Origin of the sequence: Halorubrum rarum, from assembly GCF_048380895.1 — an archaeon.
GTDB lineage: Archaea > Halobacteriota > Halobacteria > Halobacteriales > Haloferacaceae > Halorubrum.
In genome coordinates this window covers 260,398-284,822 of sequence record NZ_JBLWMN010000002.1, presented here as the reverse complement: position 1 = coordinate 284,822, position 24,425 = coordinate 260,398, and the positions used below count along the sequence as shown (strand labels likewise).

Annotated in this window: 22 protein-coding genes; 5 read left to right on the top strand and 17 right to left on the bottom strand. The window is 67.2% G+C overall.

Going from position 1 to position 24,425, the window contains the following annotated elements; all coding sequences use genetic code 11:
- Positions 1-554 precede the first annotated feature (554 nt).
- On the bottom strand, positions 555-1,361 hold the full coding sequence (locus tag ACNSN7_RS03075; protein ID WP_418280561.1) for an aldo/keto reductase: 807 nt from the start codon (positions 1,359-1,361) through the stop codon (positions 555-557).
- 204 nt (positions 1,362-1,565) lie between these two features.
- Between ACNSN7_RS03075 and ACNSN7_RS03070 the strand changes: the two genes are divergently transcribed.
- Entirely contained in the window at positions 1,566-2,612 is a 1,047-nt protein-coding gene (locus tag ACNSN7_RS03070; RefSeq protein ID WP_418280560.1) for a saccharopine dehydrogenase family protein, read from the top strand.
- A gap of 48 nt (positions 2,613-2,660) precedes the next feature.
- Here ACNSN7_RS03070 and ACNSN7_RS03065 read toward each other — a convergent pair whose 3' ends face one another.
- On the bottom strand, positions 2,661-3,080 hold the full coding sequence (locus ACNSN7_RS03065) for a cupin domain-containing protein (protein WP_418280558.1): 420 nt from the start codon (positions 3,078-3,080) through the stop codon (positions 2,661-2,663).
- A 78-nt stretch (positions 3,081-3,158) separates the two neighbouring features.
- Between ACNSN7_RS03065 and ACNSN7_RS03060 the strand changes: the two genes are divergently transcribed.
- The gene (locus tag ACNSN7_RS03060) at positions 3,159-4,334 is read left to right on the top strand and encodes a CBS domain-containing protein (protein WP_418280557.1); all 1,176 of its coding nucleotides are present in this window, start codon (positions 3,159-3,161) and stop codon (positions 4,332-4,334) included.
- Positions 4,335-4,611: 277 nt separating this feature from the next.
- On the top strand, positions 4,612-6,216 hold the full coding sequence (gene serA, locus ACNSN7_RS03055) for a phosphoglycerate dehydrogenase (RefSeq protein ID WP_418280556.1): 1,605 nt from the start codon (positions 4,612-4,614) through the stop codon (positions 6,214-6,216).
- A gap of 76 nt (positions 6,217-6,292) precedes the next feature.
- Here the strand turns inward: serA and ACNSN7_RS03050 are convergent, their stop codons facing one another.
- From ACNSN7_RS03050 to ACNSN7_RS03020, 7 genes are all read right to left on the bottom strand, one after another.
- Complete coding sequence (locus ACNSN7_RS03050) at positions 6,293-7,723, bottom strand: dihydrolipoyl dehydrogenase family protein (protein WP_418280554.1); 1,431 nt, start codon at positions 7,721-7,723, stop codon at positions 6,293-6,295.
- A gap of 135 nt (positions 7,724-7,858) precedes the next feature.
- Positions 7,859-8,824: a bifunctional 2-dehydro-3-deoxygluconokinase/2-dehydro-3-deoxygalactonokinase gene (gene kdgK1 / locus ACNSN7_RS03045; protein WP_418280553.1), complete on the bottom strand. Its 966-nt coding sequence runs from the start codon at positions 8,822-8,824 to the stop codon at positions 7,859-7,861.
- Positions 8,812-8,958: a hypothetical protein gene (locus ACNSN7_RS03040; RefSeq protein ID WP_418280551.1), complete on the bottom strand. Its 147-nt coding sequence runs from the start codon at positions 8,956-8,958 to the stop codon at positions 8,812-8,814. The genes kdgK1 and ACNSN7_RS03040 overlap by 13 nt, the downstream gene beginning before the upstream one ends.
- Entirely contained in the window at positions 8,955-9,338 is a 384-nt protein-coding gene (locus tag ACNSN7_RS03035; protein WP_418280550.1) for a DUF6276 family protein, read from the bottom strand. Before ACNSN7_RS03035 ends, ACNSN7_RS03040 begins: the two co-directional genes overlap by 4 nt.
- 83 nt (positions 9,339-9,421) lie before the next feature.
- Positions 9,422-10,111 (bottom strand): V-type ATP synthase subunit D, encoded by a 690-nt coding sequence (locus ACNSN7_RS03030; RefSeq protein ID WP_418280549.1) that lies wholly within the window; start codon positions 10,109-10,111, stop codon positions 9,422-9,424.
- Positions 10,112-10,391: 280 nt separating this feature from the next.
- Positions 10,392-11,129, bottom strand: a complete 738-nt coding sequence (locus tag ACNSN7_RS03025; RefSeq protein WP_418280548.1) for a DUF7345 domain-containing protein — start codon at positions 11,127-11,129, stop codon at positions 10,392-10,394.
- Positions 11,129-13,186, bottom strand: a complete 2,058-nt coding sequence (locus ACNSN7_RS03020; RefSeq protein WP_418280547.1) for a DUF7096 domain-containing protein — start codon at positions 13,184-13,186, stop codon at positions 11,129-11,131. The genes ACNSN7_RS03025 and ACNSN7_RS03020 overlap by 1 nt, the downstream gene beginning before the upstream one ends.
- A gap of 179 nt (positions 13,187-13,365) precedes the next feature.
- Between ACNSN7_RS03020 and ACNSN7_RS03015 the strand changes: the two genes are divergently transcribed.
- Positions 13,366-14,571: a DUF7345 domain-containing protein gene (locus ACNSN7_RS03015; RefSeq protein WP_418280545.1), complete on the top strand. Its 1,206-nt coding sequence runs from the start codon at positions 13,366-13,368 to the stop codon at positions 14,569-14,571.
- A gap of 96 nt (positions 14,572-14,667) precedes the next feature.
- On the opposite strand, the gene ACNSN7_RS03010 is transcribed toward ACNSN7_RS03015, so the two are convergent.
- The 8 genes from ACNSN7_RS03010 to ACNSN7_RS02975 form a co-directional block, all read right to left on the bottom strand.
- Positions 14,668-16,092, bottom strand: a complete 1,425-nt coding sequence (locus tag ACNSN7_RS03010; RefSeq protein WP_418280544.1) for a V-type ATP synthase subunit B — start codon at positions 16,090-16,092, stop codon at positions 14,668-14,670.
- A 1-nt stretch (position 16,093) separates the two neighbouring features.
- Complete coding sequence (locus ACNSN7_RS03005) at positions 16,094-17,854, bottom strand: ATP synthase subunit A (protein WP_418280543.1); 1,761 nt, start codon at positions 17,852-17,854, stop codon at positions 16,094-16,096.
- Position 17,855: 1 nt separating this feature from the next.
- On the bottom strand, positions 17,856-18,185 hold the full coding sequence (locus ACNSN7_RS03000; RefSeq protein ID WP_418280542.1) for a V-type ATP synthase subunit F: 330 nt from the start codon (positions 18,183-18,185) through the stop codon (positions 17,856-17,858).
- Positions 18,182-19,228 carry a V-type ATP synthase subunit C gene (locus tag ACNSN7_RS02995; protein WP_418280541.1) on the bottom strand — a complete coding sequence of 349 codons (1,047 nt, stop codon included), beginning with the start codon at positions 19,226-19,228 and terminating at the stop codon, positions 18,182-18,184. Before ACNSN7_RS02995 ends, ACNSN7_RS03000 begins: the two co-directional genes overlap by 4 nt.
- Positions 19,225-19,800: a V-type ATP synthase subunit E gene (locus ACNSN7_RS02990; protein WP_418280540.1), complete on the bottom strand. Its 576-nt coding sequence runs from the start codon at positions 19,798-19,800 to the stop codon at positions 19,225-19,227. Before ACNSN7_RS02990 ends, ACNSN7_RS02995 begins: the two co-directional genes overlap by 4 nt.
- Before the next feature lie 18 nt (positions 19,801-19,818).
- Positions 19,819-20,082, bottom strand: coding sequence for an ATP synthase subunit C-like protein (locus ACNSN7_RS02985; RefSeq protein WP_418280538.1), 264 nt, complete (start codon positions 20,080-20,082; stop codon positions 19,819-19,821).
- A 189-nt stretch (positions 20,083-20,271) separates the two neighbouring features.
- The gene (locus tag ACNSN7_RS02980) at positions 20,272-22,425 is read right to left on the bottom strand and encodes a V-type ATP synthase subunit I (protein WP_418280591.1); all 2,154 of its coding nucleotides are present in this window, start codon (positions 22,423-22,425) and stop codon (positions 20,272-20,274) included.
- 21 nt (positions 22,426-22,446) lie between these two features.
- A complete protein-coding gene (locus tag ACNSN7_RS02975) occupies positions 22,447-22,788 on the bottom strand; it encodes a V-type ATP synthase subunit H (protein ID WP_418280536.1) in 342 nt (113 codons plus the stop codon).
- Between the two features lie 157 nt (positions 22,789-22,945).
- Between ACNSN7_RS02975 and minD the strand changes: the two genes are divergently transcribed.
- Complete coding sequence (minD, locus tag ACNSN7_RS02970; protein ID WP_418280535.1) at positions 22,946-24,409, top strand: cell division ATPase MinD; 1,464 nt, start codon at positions 22,946-22,948, stop codon at positions 24,407-24,409.
- Positions 24,410-24,425: the final 16 nt, after the last annotated feature.

The following is a 24,425-nucleotide window of genomic DNA, read 5'->3' as shown; positions in this document are numbered from 1 at the left end:
GGCTCAAAAAGGGCGCGAGAACGAGGTCGGTGGGAGTGATCGGGTATACGCCGTTGCGTCCGGCGTCGGTCCGTTTGGCACGCTCGACGTCTCCGTCGATCATCGATGGATCGTTGCTGCTGGCGACGCGGCGAACACCGCCAAATCCCCAGCCTCCGGCGGCCTCGCTGCCGGCTGCCCCTTTGAGTCCCGCCCCGCACGGCACCGCGACCGCACCTCACGCCTCCCCAGCCTCGTCAGGGGCGGTCGCCGGAACCGCTCGGCGACCGCCCCTGACTCCCTCGCGCGAGGCTGTTCGCGGCCTGACGGCCGCTCACGGGCGCGCAGGGCGAGAGCGAGGCTCTCGCGTGCAGCCGGCGCGTCGCGCCGGCGACGCCACCGCATCAGATCTTTATAAGGAACCGTCACCATCGCTCACGGTCGTTTAAATACCGTATCGCGACCGACGACCTGCAACACTCACTCCCGCCGTCGATCGCTGCCGTGTCTGTATTGACAGCACCCGGGCCACAATGTAGCACTCGCTGAGGACTTCAACGGAGCCGGCTGTCCTTTCACCCGTGGTTCCAGGGGGCCGCCTCGAAGTCGACGACTCGTTCCTCCCGGTCGATGTCGTCGATCCGGGCGACGTCCTCAGCGGTGAGTTCGAGATCGCGGGCCGCCCAGTTCGCCGCCACGTGCTCGCGGGAGGCGGCCTTCGGGATCGGTGCGACACGCTCTTTCGAGAGCAGCCACGCGAGGCTCACCGCCGCGGGTGACGTCTCGTGTGTCTCGGCGATCTCCCGGATGACCTCGGACTCCGCAACCCGGTTGCGCGCGATCGGCGAGTACGCCACGAGCCAGTGGTCGTGTTCGACGGCGTACTCGCGGAGCCGCTCCTGTTGACAGAACGGGTTACACTCCACTTGATGCGCGAACAGGTCGGCGTCGAGCCGGTCGATCGCCGTCTCCAGCTGGTCGGGCCGGAAGTTCGACAGTCCGACGCGGTCGATCACGCCCTCGTCGACGAGGTGATCGAGCGCGGGTAGGGTCTCGTCGGGGTCGTACGTGTCGGTCGGCCAGTGGACGTACAGGAGGTCGATCGAGTCGACACCGAGTTTCTCGCGGCTCGCTTCGGCGGTCTCGACGGCGTCGTCGTACGCGAGGTTCCCGGTGTTCAGCTTCGTCGCGACGAACAGCTCGTCACGGTCGACGGGTGCCTCCGCTATCGCGTCGCCGACGTACGCCTCGTTGTCGTACATCTGGGCCGTGTCGACGTGACGATACCCCGTCTCGATCGCGTGGACGACGCCCGAGACGCACTCCTCGCGGTCCGCGAGTTTGTACGTCCCGTAGCCGAGCCGGTCGAACGTGTCGGACATGGACGGATTTTCGACCGCTCGACTCTTAAAAGGGGGCGAGACGGGATCGGCTGGGGATGGGGGAATGAAGGGCGACTCCGATACACTCCGCCGCTTCGGACGCCGACGGCGGTGTACCGATCCGTCGTGAGAACACGCGGTGTCGACGTCGCTCACCGCGTGTCCTGCGGGGGTTTCAACCGTTCGGGTGCCCTGTCTCCGGACGTGACCCTCCTCATATACGGTGCGTACGGTTACACGGGCGAACTCGTCTCTCGGGCGGCCGTCGACCGCGGACGCGACCCGATCCTCGCGGGTCGTGACGGCGACGCCGTACGGGATCTCGGTCGGGAGCTCCGGTGCTCGGTCCGCGAGTTCGACCTCGCGATTCCGGAGGCGGTCGCGGAGAGCGTCCGCGACGTCGACGCGGTCCTCAACTGCGCCGGGCCGTTCGCGGCGACCGCCGAGCCGCTCGTCGACGCCTGCATCGAGGGCCGGACCGACTATCTCGACGTGACGGGAGAGTGGCAGGTGTTCCGGTCGATCGCCGAGCGCGACCACGACGCGACGGATGCGGACGTGACCCTCCTCCCCGGCGTCGGCTTCGACGTGGTTCCGACGGACTGTCTCGCGGCCGCGCTCGTCGAACGCCTGCCCGACGCGACCGAACTCGCACTCGGGTTCGACGCCGACGGCATGGTCTCGCGCGGCACCGCTCGAACGGCCGTCCGCGGGCTCGGTGCGGGCGTCGTCGTTCGAAAGGACGGCGCGCTCGTTCGGCTTCCGGCCGGCGGATCGAGTCGCCGGATCGACTTCGGCCGCGGAGAGCGGGACGCGATCGCGGTTCCGTGGGGCGACGTCGTCACCGCGGCTCACACCACGGAGATCGGGAACGTGACGGTGTACGCGGCGCTGCATCCGCGACTCGTCCGGACCGTCCGTCTCGTCCGTCCCCTCGCCCCGTTGCTCCGGACGCGTCCCGTTCGATGGCTCCTCGATCGGATCGTCGCCGCGAGGGTCGACGGCCCGACGCCCGCGGAACGGGCGGAAAACGAGGTGTACGTGTGGGGCGAAGCGCGGACCGACGACGGACGGGTCGTCTCCGAGCGGCTCCGGACGCCCGATCCGTACGTCCTCACCGTCGAGACGTCGCTCGCGGCGGCCGACCGAGTCCTCTCGGGCGAGGCCCCCGCGGGGTTCACGACGCCGGCGAGTGCGTTCGGCTCGGCGTTCGTCGACGTCGTGGACGGCGTCGAGTGGCTCGATCGGTGATCGTCGAGCGGCTCGGAGGCTGTGTGAGTTTCTCCGGGGCCGATGGCCTCACTCGACGAGTTCGATCTCGTCGTCGCCGTTCGGGACCGCACAGAGGAACGCGGCCGTCTCGTCGCCGTCGTTGCGATACCAGTGTTCGACGCCCGCCGGGATCAACAAGGCGTCGCCCGCGGTGACGACGTGCTCTTCGTCGCCGAGGCCGACGACGTACTCGCCGGCGAGCACGTACTGTTCGTGTTCGACCGCGTTCGTGTGTCGCGGGACCTCCGAACCGGCGTCGAGCTCGAACCGCCTGATCGCGAACGTCGGCGCGCCGTCGGACTCGTCGATCAGGACACCCTTGCGGAGTCCCTTCGCGGCGTCGACGGGCTCGTCGATCACGTCGTCACCGCGTCTGAGAACCGGTTCGATCTCGTGGCTCGTCGCGTCGTCGTCATTCGTCGCGTCGTCGTTCGTCGCGTCACTCATGTGTGACCGGTCGACCGGGACGAGATTAAAACCGATCGGCACCCGACGTTTAAGCGGTCCCCGACCTAACGGGGGCGTATGCGTGGTATTCGGGTCGGGAGCGCCTTCGGCATCCCGATCAGGCTCAACTGGACGTTTCTGCTTGTATTGCCGTTTTTCGCGTTCCTCATCGGCTCCGAGGTGGCGACGATAGCCGAGATAATGAACCAGTCGATGGGCGCGAACATCGATCTGGCGGCGGTCAGCGCCGGCTACACGCCGTGGATACTCGGTCTCTCGGCCGCGATCGGACTGTTCGTCGGCGTGCTCCTCCACGAGTTCGGTCACTCGCTGGTCGCGATGCGCTACGGCTACGAGATCGATTCGATCACCCTGTGGCTGCTCGGCGGGCTCGCCAGCTTCACGGAGTTCCCGGAGGACTGGAAACACGAGTTCTGGATCGCGATCGCCGGGCCGATCGTCAGCGTCGCCGTCGGCGTCGCCTGTTACGGCGTGTTCGTTCTTGCGCCCGCCGGTGCGAACGCGGTCCTGTTCGTGTTCGGCTACCTCGCGCTGTTGAACGTCGTGCTCGCGGTGTTCAACATGCTGCCCGCGTTCCCGATGGACGGCGGGCGCGTCCTCCGGGCGCTCATGGCTCGCACCCAGCCGCACGCGCAGGCGACCCAGCGCGCGGCGGCCATCGGGAAGGTGTTCGCGTTCATGATGGCGATCGTCGGCCTGTTCGGCAACTGGATCCTCATCCTGCTCGCGTTCTTCATCTACATCGCCGCGTCCGGCGAGGCCCAGCAGACGACGCTGAAAGCCGCCTTCGAGAACGTCACCGTCGACGACGTGATGACGCGGCGCGAGGCCCTTCATACGGTCAGCGAGGAGACGAGCGTCTCGGAGCTGATAGACCGGATGTTCCGCGAGCGACACACCGGATATCCCGTCCTCTACGGAGGAGAGCTCGTCGGCATGGTGACGCTGGAGGACGCCCGGTCGATCAAGGAGGTCGAACGCGACGCCTATCGGGTCGAGGACGTGATGGAGACGGATATCGCCTCGGTAACGCCCGACGCTGACGCGATGGCCGCCCTCCAGACCATGCAGGAACACGGGGTGGGTCGTCTGCCGGTGATAGACGACCGTGGAGAGCTCGTCGGACTCATCTCCCGGTCCGACCTGATGACGGCGTTCAACATCATCCAGTCCGGCGGGACGCCGGGAGCGCTCGGGAGGCGGCCGATCCTCGACGACGACGGCCTGTTGTGAACGCTCGCTCCGCGACACGCTCGGTCGGTGGTCCGTGCACACGCCGGTGTCGCCACTCCGTTCGTTTCCGTTGAGCGCCGTCACGGCGGTGAACGCCGGCCCGAACGTGAGTGAACATCGGTGCGTACGGCGCTTCGAGAACACCGATTTCCTATCCACAATTGTGGGTATATTCTTCTCTCTACCCCGTTTTTTAACCCACAGACACGGATCGCACCGGTCGGCAAAACGGCGCGATTGAGAAAGGGTTAACACCGCGCCGTGGCTCCGTACGGACATGAAGGTACTCGTGACGGACCCGATCGCTGATGCGGGTCTCGACCGACTCCGTGAAGAAGGGTACGAGGTCGAAACCGCCTACGACATCGAGGGCGAGGCGCTTCTCGATGCCGTGTCCGACGTCAACGGGCTTATCGTCCGGTCGGGAACCGACGTGAACCGGGATCTGTTCGAGGCGGCATCGGAGCTCGTCATCGTCGGCCGTGCGGGAATCGGCGTCGACAACATCGACATCGATGCGGCGACCGATCACGGCGTGGTCGTCGCGAACGCGCCGGAGGGGAACGTCCGCGCCGCCGCCGAACACACCGTCGCGATGACGTTCGCGGCCGCCCGCTCGATCCCGCAGGCACACGCCCGCCTCGTCAACGGTGAGTGGGCGAAAGGCGAGTTCCTCGGGACCGAACTGAACAACAAGACGCTCGCCGTCGTCGGGCTCGGCCGCGTCGGCCAGCAGGTCGCGAAGCGACTCGACTCGCTCGGGATGGATCTGGTCGTGTACGATCCGTACATCTCCGAGGAGCGTGCCGAACGGCTCGGCGCGGAGCTCGTCGAGGACCTCCACGACACGCTGGCTCGCGCGGACTTCGCGACCATTCACACCCCGCTGCTTCCCGAGACGGAGGGGATGATCGGCGAGGAGGAGCTCGCCCAGCTCGAGGGGGGGTATCTGATCAACTGTGCGCGCGGCGGGATCGTCGACGAGGTCGCGCTCGCGGCCGCCGTCGACGACGGCGTGCTCGCGGGTGCCGCACTCGACTCCTTCGCGACGGAGCCGCTCGATCCCGAGTCGCCGCTGCTCGACGTCGAGGAGATCGTCGTCACGCCGCACCTCGGCGCGGCGACGGAGGCGGCCCAGGAGAACGTCGCGGTCGACACCGCGGAGGCCGTGGTCTCGGCCTTCAACGACGAACCCGTGTTGAACGCGCTGAACGCGCCGTCCGTCGACGAGACGGCGTTCCCCCGGATCAAGCCGTACCTCGCGGTCGCCGAGACCGCCGGAAAGGTCGCCGCACAGCTGCTCGACGGGCGTGTCACCGAGATCGAAGTGGCGTATGAGGGTGACATCGCCGCCGAGGACGTCGAGCTCGTCACCGCGAGCGCGCTGAAAGGCGTGTTCGAGCCGCTCGAGTGGCAGGTGAACTCCGTTAACGCCCCCCAGCTCGCGGAGGACCGCGGCATCGAGGTGACGGAGTCGAAGACCCGCCAGACCGAGGACTTCCAGAGCCTCGTTCGCGTCACCGTCCGAAACGGTGACACGGAGCTCGCCGTCGAGGGGACCCTGTTCGCGGGCGAGGACCCGCGGATCGTCCGTATCGACGGGTTCCGCGTCGACGCCGTCCCGTACGGTCACATGCTCGTCGCACGCAACTCCGACGAGCCGGGCGTCATCGGGCTCATCGGAAGCGTTCTCGGCGACCACGACGTCAACATCGCGGGCATGTTCAACGCCCGCGAGACGCAGGGTGGTGAAGCGATCACCGTCTACAACCTCGACCAGGACGTGCCCGACTCCGCCATCGAGAACCTGCTCGCGGACGACCGGATCGTCGAAGTGACGGAGATCACGCTCGACGCGGCCGACGAGCGAGACGTTCAGTAGCTCGGCACCCCGACTTCGGTTTCCTCGACGCACTAACTTCCAGCCGACGTCTCGTTTCTCTCGTTGCGGTGCCGTTTTACTCTTCGTCGACGCCCGCCGCACACTCCCTGACGAGCCCGTCGACGGTCTCCGGCAGCGTCGGGTGGTACGCCCGATCCGGGATCTCCCTGACGTCTAACCCCATCTCCACCGCGATCTGGAACGTCTTCGCCATCGTGTCGGCGTGGTAGTGAAGTCCCTGCCAACCGAGGACGGTACCGTCGTCGGCGTCGACGACGAGCCGACCGAGTCCGTGCGGGACGTTCTTGGATTTGAACACGCCGTCGTCGCTCGCCTCGCGGGTCGCGACGACCGTCGTGTGGCCGGCTTCGGTCGCGGATCGGGGCGTGTGGCCGACACGCGCGAACGGGTACACGCCCGCGCCGGAGAAGACGACGTGGTGGTGGACGTTCGTGTACGGCTTCGCCGGCTCGCCGCGGTCGTGTCGGAGGACGTTCTCCGCCGCCTGATACCCTTGTTCCTTGGCGACGTGGAGGATCGGCTCCCGGCCGTTGACGTCGCCGATCACGAACGTTCGGTCGTCGTTCGGCGGCCGCAGCGTCGCGTCGATCCATCCCGCCGCCGGCTCCAGCGAGGTGGTGGCCAATTCGAGGGGGTCGAGGTTCGGTTTCCGCCCCGTGAACTGGAACACCGCCTCGGCGTCGACGTGACTCCCGTCGTCGAGCCGCAGTCGGACGCCCTCGTCCGTCTCCTCGATGGACGTCTCGTACACCTCCGTCCGGATCTCGATGTCGAACTCCTCGCGATAGATATCCAGCAGCGCGTCGCCGAATTCGGGGTCGGCTTCGTCGAGCGGTCGCTCGTCGTGTTCGATCACGGTGACGTCGACGCCGGCCTCCGCGAGGTACGGAGCCATCTCCATGCCGACGTAGCCGAACCCCATCACGACGCCGGTGTCCGGGAGATCGGTCGCGTGGAGGGTGTCCTCACTCGTGTACACGCGCTCTTCGGAGAGGTCGTCGTAGCCGGGAATCGTCGGGACGTTCGGAACCGACCCCGTCGCGATCAACACGTAGTCGGCCTCGATGACCTCGCCGTCCCCGGAGCCGCCGGGCGTTCCGCCGACCTCGACCGTGTGATCGTCGACGAACCGTGCGGGCTCGTGGATGAACTCGATCCCGTCCGTCTCGGCGAGCTCGTGGATCGACGCTCGGCGATGTTGTGCCCACCCGCGGGTTCGATCGTTCTTCTCTCCGACGACCCGCTCCAAGTCGAGCTCGTGCGGCTCGCCGGTGAGACGACCGTCGTCGCGCCCCTCGAACCGGTGGGCGGCGGCGGACAAGAGCTCCTTCGACGGCATACACCCTTCGAGAATACAGAGCCCGCCGCCGGGGTCGCCGTTGTCGACCAGCGTGAGTCGTTCGATTCGCTTTCCGACGTGCGGAGCGAGTTCCTCGGCGGCGGCTGCCCCGGCACTCCCGTACGCTCCGATGACGACGACGTGCATATCGAATACGACATCGCCGGCGTACTAAGGGTTGCTTACGCCGGCAGGCGCTCCGGGATCCGCACCGATCCGGCATCCGTCTCGATCGGTCCCGTCCTCACCGGTCGATTCCGTCCTCACCGGTCGACTCCGTCCTCACCGGTCGATTCCGTCCGCGCCGTCGATGACGCTCTCGACCTCTTCGCGCGTCACGACCGCGACGTCGCCACCGATGGTGCGTTTCAGCGCGGCGGTCGCAGCCGCCCACTCCAAGGCCGCCCGGACGTCGCCGCCCGCCAGTCGCTTCGCGAGGAAGCCGGCGACGAACGCGTCGCCGGTTCCGATCGCGTCGAACGTCTCCGCCTCGAACACGTCCTGTTCGTGGACCGCCCCGTCGCGAAGCGCGATCGCCCCTTCGAGTTCCCGAGTGACCACGACGGTGTCGAAGTCGAACTCGGAGCTGAGCCCGTGTGCGATGTCGATGGCGTCGCCCTCCCGGTCGAGCACCTCGCGCGCGTCCCGCCGCGGAACGAACAGGGTATCGACGTGCTCGAACAGTCCCTCGTACGCCGTTTTCGCCGCCGCGGGCGACCACAGCTTCGATCGGTAGTTCAGGTCGAACGATCGGGTCACGTCCGCCTCGCCCGCCGCGCGCAACAGCGCCGCCGTCGTCTCCGCGGCCGTCTCGGAGAGCGCGGGCGTGATCCCCGTCGTGTGGAACCGCTCCGCGGCGTCGAACACGCCCGTCGGAAGCTCCTCCGGCGTGACCGTGGTGATCGCCGTGTCGGCGCGGTCGTAGATCACGTTCGTTCCGCGCGGGTCGCCGCCGTGTTCGAGGTAGTACGTTCCGAGCCGACTCGTCTCCGGGTCCGCCCACGACACGCCCGTCCGAACGCCGTGGCTCCGGAGCTCGCTCACGACCCGCCGCCCGAGCGGCGAGTCCGGAAGCTTCGAGAACCACGCGGCGTCCGCGCCGAGTCGCGCCGCGCCGACCGCCACGTTGCTCTCCGCACCGCCCGCTTGGACGTCGAACTCGCGCGTCCGCTCCAGTCGCTCGCCACGAGGCGGCGAGAACCGGAGCATCGTCTCGCCGAACGTGACGAGGTCGGTCACCGCTCCCACCCGACGTTCAGTCGATCCGTCGCGCTCATACCCGATTCGTCGACGTGCGGGTACAAAAAGGGGCGGCGATCGTCGACGACGCGGTCCCGCTCCCGCGATACGCACCGTCCGCGGACGCCGCTGGGCGGGCTCATAACACGTCGTCGAGCGCCGCTCGCCGGCGATCGAGATCGAACGCGGCGTCATCGGCGTCGAGGCGCTCGAAGAACAGGAAGACGTCCGCTCCCTCGCGTTCCGCGTGAGCCAACAGCGCCTCGATCGACGGCCGGTTGAGCGCGAACGACTCCAACAGCCCGCACGCGAGCGCGAGAGCGACCCCCGCATCGCCGTCCGGGAACGCGTCGTCGACCGCGGAGAAGTCCGGCGATGCCGTCGGACTCGCTCCCGCCTCGCTTCCCGCGAACGTCGACAGACACCGCGTACAGATCGCCGCCTCGGACGCCGGTGCGTGGTCAATGAGGCGATCCGGGACGGCGAACGCGACGACCGACGCCCCGCAGCGTGGACAGGCCATACCTATGGCTGGCGGTGCGATCACTTAACAACGGCCGACGAACCGTCGGTTGTCGAACGGTTCCTGCAAAGATCGGTCGGCGATCAGTCCGCCGAGGCGGCTGCCGCGTCCGCGGCCGCCTCCGCTTCGGCTTCTGCTTCGGCTTCTTCCTCCTCTTTTTTCGCTTTGATCTTCTTCAGACGGAAGATCTCCTCGCGCTCCTGCTCCTCGAGCTTCTGTTCGATATACTCTTGGTTCTCGTACAGCTGGGGCAGGAGGGTGAACTCCAGGGCGTTCACGCGGCGCTTCGTCGTCTCGATCTCCTCTAGCATCTTCTTCATCGCCGTCTCGACTTCGGCGGCGAGGATGATCGTCTCCAACAGCTGCTCGTAGGCGTCGGCGGCCTCGTCGATGCGTGCCGAGGAGCCGAGCAGACCGTACCCTCGTTCATCGAGGTTCTTTCTCACCTTCGAGGACTCGATCTGCGGGACGACGACGCCCATGATGTTCTTCGATCGGGTGGTGATCTCGGGGTGCTCTTTCAGCGCCGCGGCGGCACCGCGAACGGCGACGTCGCCCTCCATCGCACGCGCCATGTCGAGTTTTCGCTGGGCGCGCTCGTAGTCGTCCGACACCTCAGAGCGGACGTCCTGAGCCTGATCGAGGATGTCCATGAACTCCATGATGAGGCCGTCCCGCTTCTGTTCGAGGGTGTCGTGCCCGCGTTCGGAGAGCTCGATGCGATCCTCGATCGCCATCAGGTTCTTCCGAGTCGGTTTGACGTCCTTGGCCATCTATTGGGCGTGTGTTCCGCTCCGAGGAGGTTAATTCTTTTCAGTCGCGACGTGCCAGCGCGCGATAACGCGCACGGTGTCGGACGGATATCACCGGCCGGAACTGCGGAAAAATCGGGACCGATCGTGTGCCTCTGACGGCGCGGGCGGTCGCGGTCGGTGGGTGCAGCCGGGTGGCGATCGCCCGTTCGGGTCCGGTGGGGCCGATGGGATGGGTGGGGTAACCGTCCCGGTGGGACCCAAGCGTTGCGCCGGACCGAGACCGATCGGGGTGGCCCGGTTACGCTCTCCGCCAGCCGGCGTATCCGAGCAGTCCCGCCGCGAGGAGGGCCAGCGTCGACGCCAGCGGGGTCGGAAGCGAGTCGTCGGTGGCATCGGCGGCGTCGTTCGGAGCGAACGCGACCGAGAAGCCCGACAGCTCCGTGCCGGCGGCCCACTCGGCGGTCGCCGCGTCGCCGCTGTCGCCTCCGTCGGGCGCGGTCGTCGCGTCGGCGTCGACCGTCGCGCCCGCGAGTGCGTACCCGTCGGGAGCGACGATGACGAACGGACGGTCCGGCCGGAACTCGCTGGCGAACGGCTCGCTCACGACCAGCCGGTCGTCGTCGACCGCGGCGAGGTTCGTCCACGTCGCCGAGAGCCGCACGACGCCGGTTCCGTCTCCGGACTCCACCTCGGTGTGGACGTCGGAGACCGTCATCTCGCGGTCGGTCCGCGTCGCCGTCCGATCGGCGATGCGAGAGATGCGATCGTCGAACCGAGCCGTGACGTTCTCCGGGCGCTCGCGCAGGTCCTCGAACGCCGCCTCGTCGTCGGCGTCAGCGAGGTCGTAGGTCAACACGAGCGTGACCGTCGCGTCGCCGTCGGGTTCGAGCGCGACGACGAACGCCGATCCCTCCTCGACCGCGGCCTCCGTCCCCGGATCGTCGAGCGCGGCGACCCCCGGCGCGAGGAGCGCACCGATCAGCGCGACCGCCGCGACCGTCGCGACGGCCGTGACGACGCGGCTGCGGCAACGCATCACTCGTCGTCCTCCGCGTCGTCGTCATCGTCGTCGTCATCGTCGGCCTCCTCGTCGTCGTCATCCGCATCGTCCGCATCGTCGTCGTCATCCGCATCGTCCGCATCGTCCGCGTCATCCGCATCGTCCGCATCGTCCGCATCGTCCGCATCGTCCGCGTCATCCGCATCGTCCGCGTCGGCGTACTCAACTTCGAGTTCGCCCTCGCGATCGCCGTCTTCGACTTCGATCTCGGCCTCGTCGTTGTCGGCCGGGAGCGTCACCGTGATCCGCCCGTCCGCGTCGGTCGTTCCGACGGACTCGTCTTCGACCTCGACGGTCGCGCCCTCGACGGGCACACCGTCGACGTCGGTCACTTCGACCGTCACGGTCGCACCGGGCGCGGGATCGCCGGAGACGACGGCGACAGAGAGTTCGTCCGCATCTCGGTCGTCGTCGCGGTCGTCCTCGTCGCGATCATCGTCGTCGCGATCATCGTCGTCTCGATCGTCCGCATCACGCTCGTCGACGTCGACGTCGTCGAGCATGAGCGTCCCGTCCGCGCCGACCTCGAACTCGAGTTCGGCCTCGAACGCGCCCTTCACGAGCGTCACCTCCAGTTCGTCATCGACGCCGGGCGCGTCGAACGAGAGGCTCCCGTCCGCGCCGGTCGTTCCGACCCGGTCGCCGTCGACGGAGACGGAGACGCCGTCGACGCCCTCGCCGTCGTACGTCACCGAGACGGTGACCGTCCCGTTCTCGACGGTGCCGTCCACGGAGAGTCGATCGCGGACCTCGTCCTCGCGGTCGTCACCAGCGTCCGATCGGAGCGTGATCTCCAGTTCGCCCTCGCGGTCGTCGTCCTCGACTTCGATGTCGACCTCGTCGTCGTCGGGCAGCGTCACCGTGATATCCCCGTCCGCGTCGGTCGTTCCGACATCCTGGTCGTCCAGTTCGACGGTCGCGCCCTCGACGGGCTCGCCGGCAGCGGTCACGCGGAGTGTCACCGTCGCGCCCGGCTCCGCCGTCCCGTCGACGATCGAGATCGACAGCGGCGTCTCCTCGTCGCCGTCGGCCTCGCGTGGTTCAAGCTCTTCTTCGAACTCGAACACCTCGCCGGTCTGGCCGTCGACGCTCACCTCGGCTTCGCCGGTCGTCTCCGGACCGAAGAAGGTGAACTCGAACTCGTAGTAGCCGTCGTCCTCGTCGCGGTCGGCGGACCGAAGCGTCCACTCGCCGTCGTCCGTCGACAGCTGCGTGGTGGCAGCGGTGAGCGCCTCGCTTTGAGTCACGTCGAAGCTCCCGTCACCGGGCTGGTCGCGCTCGAACTCGCGCGAGCGCTCGCCGTCGTCGCTCTCGACCTCGATGGAGACGCCACCGTCGACTTCGAGGGAGAACTCGCCGGCGCGCTCGCCGGTGTACTGCGCGAGCAGCGCGCTCGCACCGGTACCCGTCACGCGGTTGAGTCGCTGTCGTGCGTCCTCGTTGGCGTTCCCGTCATAGCCCGCCGCGCGGAGTTCGAGCGCGGAGACGTCGTCCGCGTGGTCGTCGGCCCGCTCGAAGCCGCGGTCGACCGTGCGGGCCTGTCCGGCGAGAACCGCGAGCCGCTGTGCGAACTCGCCGCGAGTTATCTCGCCGTCCTCGTAGGCGACCCGCGCCTCGCGCTGGTCGGCAACGATCTCGTCGGCGCGGTCACGGAGCGCAGCGGTGCGGTCCGCGAGGATCGCCGCGCGCTCGGATTCGTTGGCGTCCTCAAGCGCCGCGTCGAGCGACGACGCCTCGACGTCGCTCGACACCTCGTCGTCGGTGACAGCTATCACCGTTGCGAGCTGCTGTCCGACGGTCGCCCGTGAGGTGTTCCCCTCGTCCGACGTATTACTGTCGTCGCCGTCGCTGGCGTTCCCGTCGTCCGTCTGTGCCGTGACGGTCGATCCGTCGATACGCTCGATCACCGCGTCGTCCGAGCCGATATCCGTCGCGTCCCCGGTACCGGCGGCGCTCGCGAGCGCCCCGCCCGGCACGGAGCCCAGAACGAGCCCCAGCGCCACGAGAACGGTCAGGAGTCGTGTGCCTTGCATGACGGATGGGCCGACGGTGTCCGGCCACATATACCGGGACGACCGTGGCGGCCCGTTGTGTTTCGTTCCGCCGCGTTTCACCGTATTTCGGACCGTTGCACCGAGTTTCGACGGATCGCGCGAGACACGTCGTGCGACGATCTGTGGGTTTAACCCGCGAGCGGAAGTAGCGTACTGTAATGAGACGACGCGATCGGACGGCCGGATCGATCGCCGCCCTCCTCGTCGCCGTCTGCTGTGTCGTCGCCGTCGCGTTCGCCGCACCCGCCGGCGCGCAGACGACCGCGTTTCCGCAGATCGACGACCAGCCGGAGCCGGACAACACGATCACGCGGATCAGCTTGGACGCCGACGGCTCGGCGACGTGGGAGATAACCCTCCGGACGCGGCTCGAAAACGACACCGAGGTCGCCGAGTACGAACGGTTTCAAGAGCGGTTTCGATCGAACACGAGCCGCTACCTCGATCCCTTCGCCGACCGAATGACCGGCGTCGTCGCGGCTGCGAACGACTCGGCGAACCGCGAGATGCGTGCGACGGACTTCGAGGCCGACACGTCGATACAGGAGGTACCGCGCCGGTGGGGCGTCGTGAACTTTCGATTCTCCTGGACCGGCTTCGCGGCCGTCGACGGCGACGCAGTCGTCGTCGGCGACGTGTTCGACGGCGGCTTCTTCATCGGTGACGACGACGCGCTGGCGATCGCAGCTCCCGACGGCTACGCGATCGCGGACGTCTCCCCGACCCCGGACGAGACCGAGGACGGCGTGGTCGAGTGGCGGGGACGCGAGGACTTCGCCGACGGCCATCCGAGCGTCCGAGCCGTGCCCGCGGCGGCCGTCGATGAGGGGGGCGGTGACGCGGGCGGAGGTGAGGGGAGCGGAGACGGGACCGTAGCCAGCAACGTCCTGATCCTCGTCGCGCTCGGGGGTCTCCTACTCGTCGGTGCGCTCGTCCTCGTCGCGGTCGCCGTCCGGACCGGTCGTCTCGGGCTCGGCGGCGACGCCGACAGCGACGCCCCCGCGGCGAACCGCTCGGTAAACGGCGGTGTCGCCACGGAACAGGGCGGCGAGGACGACTCGACGGCTGCCGCCCCGGAGGATCTCGGCGACGGAACGGTGGTTCCCCGAGAGGAACGGGCGGCAGCATCGGACGCATCGGCGGATCCGGGGGAAATCGATCCGGCGCTGCTCACGGACGAGGACCGCGTCACGCGCGCGCTCCGCGAGGAGGGCGGACGGATGAAGCAGTCGGACGTGGTCGACGCGCTCGGCTGGTCGAAATCGAAGACATCACGCGTGCTCTCGCGGATGGTCGACGACGGCGAGGTCGAGAAACTTCGGATCGGTCGCGAGAACGTGATCGACCTGATCGACGAGGAGTGATCGACCGGCGATCGACAGCGATTGTTCTCGCTGGGAGGATGGAACCGAGATGGAATAGCGGAGAACGAAGAGACGAAGACCCGAACCGAAGCGCCGTCAGTCGGCCGCCTCGACGACCTCGCGCTCGGAGTCGTTCTCGCGATAGTGCTGTTCGATGAACTCCTCGCCGACGCGGTTGAGTTCCTCTTTCGGTAGCATCGAGAGGAGGTCCCAACCGATCTCCAGCGTCTCCTCTAACTCGCGGTTCTGCTCGAAGCCCTGGTCGATGAACTCGGTCTCGAAGGCGTCCGCGAAGTCGAGATACTTGTTGTCGCGCTCGGAGAGCGCCTCGCGTCCGACGATGTTCACGAGGTCACGGAGGTCCTCACCTTCCGCGTACGCCGCGTACATCTGGTCGGAGACGTCTCCGTGGTCGCCACGGGTGAGCCCCTCGCCGATGCCGTCGTCCATCAGCCGAGAGAGGCTGGGAAGAACGTTGACGGGAGGCTGGAGCCCCTGACTGTTGAGTTCGGGATCGACGTAGATCTGCCCCTCCGTGATGTACCCGGTCAGGTCCGGGATCGGGTGGGTGTCGTCGTCGCCCGGCATCGTGAGGATCGGGATCTGCGTCACCGACCCCTCACGACCCTGGATCCGCCCGGCTCGCTCGTACAGCTGCGCCAGGTCGGTGTACATGTATCCGGGGTAGCCACGTCGGCCCGGAACCTCCTCGCGGGCCGCGCCGATCTCACGGAGCGCCTCGCAGTAGTTCGTCATGTCCGTGAGGATGACGAGCACGTGGTAGTCCTTCTCGAAGGCGAGGTACTCGGCGGTCGTCAGGACCATCCGCGGCGTGACCGTCCGCTCGACGGCGGGGTCGTCCGCGAGGTTCATGAAGACCACGGACCGTTCTAACGCGCCGGTCCGCTCGAAGTCCTCCATGAACTCGTTGGCCTCCTCCGCCGTGATCCCCATCGCGCCGAAGATGACGGCGAACTCCGACCCTTCGTCGTCGTCGCCCTCCTCCTCCTCTTCAGGTACGCTCGCCTGTCGGGCGATCTGCATCGCCAGATCGCTGTGCGGCTGGCCGGAGCTGGAGAAGATCGGGAGCTTCTGGCCGCGAACGAGCGTGTTCATGCCGTCGATGGCGGAGACTCCCGTTTCGATGAACTCCTCGGGGTACTCCCGGGAGTACGGGTTGATCGCCGCGCCGACGATGTCCTGTCGCTCGTCCGGAACGATCTCCGGGCCGCCGTCGATCGGTCGGCCGGAGCCGTCGAGCACCCGTCCGAGCAGGTCCTCGGTGACGGGCATCTTCATCGTCTCGCCGAGGAAGCGCACGGACGCGTTCTGGTCGATACCGGAGGTGCCCTCGAACACCTGGATGGCGACGACGCCCTCCGAGGATTCGAGCACCTGACCGCGCAGCGTCTCCCCCTGTGCCGTCTCGATCTCGACGATCTCGTCGTAGCCGATCGCCTCGTCGACCTCGGCGAACACCAGCGGGCCGCTGATCTCGGTGATGGTTTGATACTCTTTCATGTTAGTAGAGACTCCGGAGCTGCTCTGCGATCTCCGCTTTGAGCTCCTCGGTGTACTCCTCGTACTCCTCCTGGACGCCGATCCGATTGATGCGCGGCGCGGCGTCGATGGCGATGATCTCTTCGACCGGAACGCCGGCCTCCAGCGCGGAGAACGCCTCGTCGTTGAGCGTCTCGATCGTCGTCAACATCATGTACGTCTTCTCCGGCGGACAGTACGTGTCGACCGGGTGGAACGCGTTCTGCTGGAGATACGCCTCGCGCAGGTAGCGCGCGATCTCGAGGGTGAGCTGCTGGTCGTCCGGCAGCGCGTCCTTCCCGACGAGCTGAACGATCTCCTGGAGCTCCGTCTCCTCGTCTAAGACGTCGACCGCCCACTGACGTTTCTCCGCCCAGTCGTCATCGACGTTCTCCTGGAACCACGGGTCGAGCTGGTCTTTGTACAGCGAGTACGACTCGTTCCAGTTGATCGACGGGAAGTGGCGGCGCTCCGCTAAGTCCGCGTCGAGCGCCCAGAACGTCTTCACGATACGCAGCGTGTTCTGCGTGACCGGCTCCGAGAAGTCGCCGCCCGGCGGCGACACCGCGCCGATCGCGGAGACGGAGCCTTCCGTCCCGTTGATGTTCTCGAAGTAGCCGGCGCGCTCGTAGAACTGCGCCAGGCGGGCGGCGAGGTACGCGGGGTACCCCTCCTCGCCGGGCATCTCCTCCAGTCGGGAGGAGATCTCGCGCATCGCCTCCGCCCACCGCGAGGTGGAGTCGGCCATCAGCGCGACGTCGTAGCCCATGTCGCGGTAGAACTCCGCGATCGTGATTCCCGTGTAGATACAGGACTCACGCGCCGCGACGGGCATGTTCGACGTGTTCGCGATGAGCGAGGTGCGGGCCATCAGCGGGTTGCCGTTGGCCGGGTCCTCGAGCTCCGGGAAGTCCTCGATGACCTCGGTCATCTCGTTCCCGCGCTCGCCGCAGCCGACGTAGACGATGATGTCCGCGTCGGCGTACTTCGCGAGCTGGTGTTGGGTAACCGTCTTTCCGGAACCGAACGGCCCCGGAATCGCGGCCGTCCCGCCCTTCGCGATCGGGAACAGGCCGTCGAGAATCCGCTGGCCGGACACCAGCGGCGTTCGTGGCGTCTTCTTGTTTGCGGAGGGGCGCGGCTCGCGCACCGGCCACTCCTGATGCATCGTGATCTCCTCGCCGTTGTCGAGCTCCGCGACCGTCTCGGTCACGTCGAAGGAGCCCGGTTCGATGGCGACGACCTCGCCGCCCTCGAACCCCGGCGGCACCATGACCTTGTGGTCGATGGTGACCGTCTCCTCGACGATCCCGACGACGTCGCCGGGCTCGACCTCGTCGCCCTCCTCGACGGCGGGCTCGAACTCCCACTCCGTCTCGAGGTCGATGCCGGGTGCGTCGACCCCGCGATCGAGGTACGGGCTGTTCATCTTCCCCTCCAGCACGTCCAGGGGGCGTTGGACGCCGTCGTAGATGGCGTCCAACACGCCCGGACCTAAGTCGACCGACAGCGGCTCACCCGTGGTTTCGACGGGTTCGCCGGGGGCGACGCCGGAGGTTTCCTCGTACACCTGAACGGTCGTGGTGTTGCCCTCGATCTCGATCACTTCCCCCATGAGTCCTTCGTCGCCGACGTAGACGACGTCGTTCATGCGGGCGTCGAGGTCACGGGCAGTCACGACCGGACCGCTCACGTTCTGGATGACACCGATCTCGGTGCTCTCCGTGGATTCTGCTTTGCTCATATCAGTCTTCCTCCTCCATCAGGTCGATCCCGATGGCTCGTTTGATCTGGTCGCGTAACCCGCCGCTGCCGGCACCCGATGCGCCGAGCGTTACGAGCACGGGCTCGATGCTCCCCTCGACCCGCTCGCGGGTGTCCCGCGAGAGGTGTTCGAGGTCGTCGTCGTGCATCACGATGATGCCGGTCTCCTCGTCGTCGAGCGTCCGCTCGACGGCGTCGTCGAGCGACGCCGACTTCTCGTCGTCCGGCACGTTCTCGCACTTACGAACGCCGGCGAGCCGGAATCCGGTCGTGAACTCCGGGCTGCCGACGACTGCGATCTCCTGGCTCATGTTATCACCAGTTCCTCTTCGATCTCCGTTGCCGAGAGTCCCGCCTCCTTCCCGCGGGCGATCGCTCGGATGTTCTCCACCTCGCGCTCCTTCGCGAGGATGTACGAGATGACGGGCGTCACCGACACCGGATAGATGGTGCCGAGCCGATCGCCGTACGCCAACAGCGCGGCGTCGGTCGCGTGTTCGAACTCGATGAGACTGTCAGCCGCCTCCAGCTCGCGCAGCGCGGGGCCGAGGGCGTCGGCGTACGGGCTCCCGTCGATGTGTTCGACGAGCTCGTCCAGGCTCCGGGCAAGCCGGGACAGCGTCTCTCGCGTGAACAGCTGTCCGCCGTCGATGAAGTACTCGGCCGGGTCGACGTCGGCACCCGAACGGGCGAGCCGAAGCGCGTTTCGCGCGTTCCGGAGATCGATCTCCGCTTTGAGAAACTTCTCGTACTGGCGTGTCGGCTTGTCCCGACCCAGTCCGTCCAGCAGCTGGTCATAGAAGGCGCGGTCAACGGCGTTCTCGAGCGGGACGAGCACGCCGGTCTCCTCGTACTCCGCGAACGCCTCCTCCAGCGGATCTCCGTAGATGGTATCGTCGAGCACCTCGATGACCGCCTCGATGGAGTCGGTCTCCAGCAGCCGTCGGATCCGACGGTCGTCGAACTCGCCGGCGCGGATGAGGTCGACTTCGATCGCCTCCTGAGTCGTCCCGGTGTACACGCCACGGATGACCGTCTTCACGTTCCATGCGTCGAACTTCCGGAGGTATCGGGCGATCAGCTCGTACAGTTCGCCCTCGCTCCAGTCGAGGATCGCCTCGAACTGTGCCGCGAGGTTCCGATTCAACGCGTACTCGATCAGGTCGACGCCGCCGTGTCGACTCCCGAGCGCGTTGATCTCCGCCTCGTAGGTCGACTCTTCCATGAAGCGGGCGATCTCGGAGGGGCTCATTCGGGTGAGCTTTCGGTACTCCTCGTCGTCGTACAGGGCCCCGCGGCGGGCGCGAACCCGCGCGACGACGTACTCCGGGTTCGAGCGGCCGACGGTGCTCATTGGTCGAACAGTCGCTCCGAGAGGTTCTTCAGTTCGTCGTCCCAGACGTCCTCGAGCACCGAATCGAACGTGTTGTTCACGCGAACGCGGGCGGTACTGCTCTCGCCGACGACGCCGCCGAGACAGTCGACCTCGCCGTCGACCTCGGCGTTGCGGTCCGAGACGAGCTCCTCGAGGAGCTCGACGTCCTCGGCTCGCGTGTAGACGGCGACGCTCTCGTCGTCGAACTCCGCCAGCGTCGCGTCCAGAAGCGTCTCGGTCAGCTCGCGGCGGCGGTCCTCCTCGAGGGAAGCGATCGCCGCCTCGACGTCGTCGCGAACGTCCTCGAGGACGTCTCGACGTGCGCCGAGTCGCTCCTGTTTCGCTTCGAGCTTGGCGGACGACAGCGTCTGTTCGCGCTCCTGCTCGATCTCTCGTTCGACCTCTGCGAGGCGCTCCTCGCGGATCCGCTCGGCGTCGGCTTCCGCCTCGGCGACGATCTCGTCGGCCTCGGCGTCGGCCGCCTCGCGGATCTCCTCTGCACGCGCGCGGGCCTCGTCTCGAATGTCCTCAACGACGGTGTCCAAACTCATTGTTGAAAGGGGGGCTGGTTAGACCAGGAAAACGACGACCAGCGCGAGGATAACGAGCGTTTCGGGCAGAACCGTCAGGATGAGGCCGTTGACGAACAGGTCCTCGTCCTCGGCCATCGCGCCGACGGCTGCTGCACCGATGCCGTTCTCGGCGTAGCCTGCACCGAGTGCAGCGAGTCCGACCGCAAGCGCTGCCGCAGCGCTCGCGAGGTGTTCTGCGGCTTCCGGCGTCCACTCAGTCTGCATTACGACGTTCCCGAGTTCAGGGGCGGTTTCAAACATTGGTAGTAGTTGCGGTTGCTCGTCTCCGAACAGTTCGTAGTACCCTCCGTAGCTAACATAAAGCTTCCCAAAACGAACGACGAGAACGGGCGAGATAGGCGCTCAAACCGATATCTGTGGGTCGTTCTCACAAACACCGGACCGTCGAATGAACGACCGTATTTATAAACGAACGGGACGCGGTTCGAGCTACTCCTCGGCAGTGTACTGCCGGTCGTAGCCGAACGGTGAGTACTCGTTGCCGCCACCCTCGTAGAACTTGTTGAAGAACTCCACGTACTCGAGACGGACTCCCTGAATGCCGGCGGCCGTGATGCCGAGCAGCAGCACGACGATGTGACCGACGATGGCCACGAACACGCCGAACACCAGCGCTGCGACACCCAGCGTCGAGGGCTCGAACGCGGTCGTGAGGCCCGCGAACACGAGTTCGACCTCTCCCGCGGCGGCGTGTTCTTGCACCTCGGCGAGATAACTCGGGGTGAAGATGAAGTGGAAGCTCCCCTCTCCCCCGTCGTCGATGTACGCACCGAACGCCAGCAGGTTCACCGCAACGGCCATGCCGGCTTTCGCGAGCAGCACCGCCGTGATCCGGGCGTAGGAGACGACGTTGACGATCGGTGAGAGCACTTCCGGCAGCTCGGTGGGTTCGCCGATGGCGAGCAGCAGCGCGCCGACGCCCGCGGCCGCGAGGCCGGCGATCCCGACCTCGGTCGGCAGCCCCGTGAACGCGACGCCGGTCACCGTCGTGATCCCCTCGAACAGGAAGTCGGGTTTCGCTTGCCCGACGTGTCTGCTGAAGATCCACGCCCACAGTCCGTTGAGCAACAGGAGCCACGAGCCGCTCTCGTACATCGTGTGCTTGAAGCTGTGGTGTTGGATGTTGCTGATGAACGAGAGCGCGAAGCCGAGGTTCAGGTGCACGATACCGAACAGTGCGCTGAACACCAGCCACGCCAGCGCCCAGTTCTCCGCGCCGGGCGAGACGCCCTTCGAGAACTCGGTGCTGATCAGGTGGTACCCGAACAGGTCACCGCCGAACACGACGCCGAACAGCACCGTGAACAGTCCGGCCCACATCGCGATCGAGCCCATGTCACGCATCGCTCCGTCGAACTTCGCGTACAGCACGGCCCCCATCGCGACGTACAACACACCGTAGCCGACGTCCCCGATCATGAACCCAAACATGAGCGGGAACGTGAGAAAGACCAGGAGTGTCGGGTCGAACTCGGAGTACTTCGGCCGATTCACCGCTCGGACGAGCAGCTCGAACGGGCTCGCAATGCCCGGGTTGTCCTGTACGACCGGTGGCTCCTCGTCGCCGGTCACGTGACCGCCGTCGGTGGCGGCCTCGGTGTCGGACTCGGATGCGCTCCCCGACCCCCCGTCGTGAACGGACTCGCTGTGATGGTTACCGTCGGGGGTAAAGGACGCGCGCTCTAGCTCCTCGACCTCCGCGTGATCGCCGACCGCCTCGGCGAGCGTCGCCTCGAAGTCGGAGTACGTGTCCGTCGGGATCCACCCTTCGGCGACGAACGCGTTCTCGGTGGTTGCGAACGATAGCGGTGCCTCCTTCTTTTGCGCCTCGATGGTCAGCTGTTCTTCCGCGCGCAACAGGAAGCCGGCCGCCTCCTCCTTGACCGAGGTCAGTTCGGACTCGACCTCCTCGAGGTCCGCTCGGAGCTCCGCCTGCTCGCGCTCGAGTTCGGAGACGTACTCGGACGGGGCTGCACCGGCGTCCGGAACCTCCAGGATCGCGATGTCGATGCCGACGAGCGCGTCCTGAAGGACGCCGCTTTCGGCGTCAGCAGCCGGTCGGGCGAAGGCGGCGACGACGCCCCCGCTCGAGAAGACCTCGAACGCGTCGATCCCGTCGGCGTCCGCGAGCGCGGCTTCGATCCCGTCCGGCTTCGCCTGACCGACGACGACCTCCAGCGAGTCGTACGCTCGGAGGAGATCGAGTTCGATGCCGAGTTCGGCGAACGGCTCGAGTCGGTCGATCTCCTCTTGACGGTCGCGGATCGACGCGCGAAGCTCGTCGCGGCGGTCGTTGAGTTCGTTGACACGGTCGCGGATCTCGGAGAGTTCGGCCTTGAGCGCCTCGTCTTCGAGCACGCCCGCGGCGTCCAGCTCGTCGCCCTCGACGTCGAGGATGCTCTCGAGCGCGCGAACGGTGACGAGCCGATCGTTGACCTCCTCGGCACCGTCGAGCGACACGCCGGGCTCGAACCCCTCGTAGCGCTCGTCGTAGTCGGTGACGTGCAGCGAGTGGTGCTCGTAGGCGGCCTCGATGACGTCGTCGATGACCCGCTTCGATCCGGTCACCGACACCTTGCTCATCCGCTCTGGTCTAAGAACCATTCATGCCTCCGTTATGCGTTCTTTTACGCCCTCCTCGAACCGTTCAACGGCGTAGTCGACGGCGTCGTCGACGCGTTCGCGAGCCTCGCGTTCGAGCTCGTCGCGGTCGGCACGTCCGGCTTCGAGGATCTCCTTGCGGCGTTCCTCGACCTCCGTACGGGCCGTCGTTAGCCGATCGTCGGCCTCCTCGGACGCGTCCTCGGCGGCCTCCGTGCGGATCTCTTCCGCGCGCGTTCGAGCTTCGGCGAGGCGCTCGTCGACGTCGGCTTCCGCCGTCGCGATGATCTCCTCGGCCTCGGCTTCTGCTTCCTTGATCCGGTCGAGCACCTCTGGTCTCGCCATACTCACTAATCGTCCGAACCTGGACGAGCGACGTATAAGGTGTTTGCGAAAGCGCATGGCCGCCGAACGGGTCGAACCGTCGGATCTCGGCCACCTTTTTAAACAGACCGAGAGCTCCCCGCGTACATTTAAGTACCAGTCGCCGGACCCTGACGGTATGGCAACGGTGTATGCGGTCGCTTCGGCGAAAGGTGGCGTCGGGAAGACCACCACGACCGCCGCGCTGGCGACGATCCTGTCCGAGGCCGGAGCCGACGTCGTGGCGGTCGACGCGGACATCGGCATGGCGAACCTCGCGGGCGCGCTCGGCGTGACCGTCGGGGACACGACCGTCCACGACGTGCTCGCCGGACGAGCGGATCCGTTCGACGCGATCCACGAGGGGCCCGCGGGAGTGCGAGTCGTGCCCGGCGAGACCGATCTCGACGCGTACGCGGCGGCGGACCCGTCACGGATCCGCGAGGTCGTGAACGCGTTTCCCGGCGTCGACTACGTCCTCGTCGACGCCGGCGCGGGGCTCTCTCAGGACTCCTCGCTCCCGCTCGCGCTGGCGGACGAGACGCTGCTCGTCTCCACGCCGGAACGCGGGGCGCTCGGCGACACGGAGAAGACCCGTCAGCTGACCGAGCGACTCGGCGGAAGCGTCGCCGGTGCGGCGATCACTCGCGTCGATCCCGACGATCCGGAACCGCAACTCGTCTCGGACCTGCTGGACGCCGACGTCCTCGGTCAGATCCCCGAGGACGACTCCGTCTCGCGAGCCGGCCGGGCCAACGAGCCGCTCGTAACCTTCTCACCGACTGCACCCGCGACGGCCGCGTACCGCGACCTCGCGCGAGCGCTGACGGGCGAATCGATCGCGGATCCAGAACCCGCAGGGACGCCGGCCGAGGCGACGACTGCGGCCGTCGGATCCGCCTCGACGGCGGATGCGGAGTCGGACGAGGATCCCGTTTCGGACGAGGGTTCGGAACCGGACGGCGACACGGAACCGGACGCGGAGGCGACGGCGTCGGAACCGACGTCGGTCGAGGCGCAAGCGAGCGATACACCCGTCGAGCCGGACGACGTCCCGGAACCCGAGGACGCCCCGGAACCCGAGGACGACATCATCGTCGCCGACGACGGACCGGTCGGGATGAACGAGGCGGGCGACGAGGAGGAGATCATCGTTGCCGACTCGGAGGTGACCGACGAGACCGACGATGTGGACGATAGCGACGGTGTGGACGAAGCTCCCGCCGATTCGTCGACGGCAGAGGACGATCCACTCGCGGACGAGAACGAGCCGCTTGCGGAGGACGACGCCGACGAGCCACTTGTAGAAGGCGACGCCGACGAGCCGCTCGCGGAGGGCGACACCGACGAGCCGCTCGCGGAGGACGACGCCGACGAGCCGTTCGTCGATGAGGCGGAGCCGGATCGGGAGCGAGCGGACGACGCGGACGACGTCGCCGACGAACTCGCGGGGAGCGTTCCGTTCCGCGACGACGACACGGACACGGTCGGGACGGCGCTCGCGGAAGAGGCGGAGGGCGGCGACGACGCGGTCGACGACGGGACGGACGAGGACGACGGCACCGACGGTGGCGGGTTCTTCAGTCGCCTTCTCGGACGGTGAGCCGGTTCGACGTGTG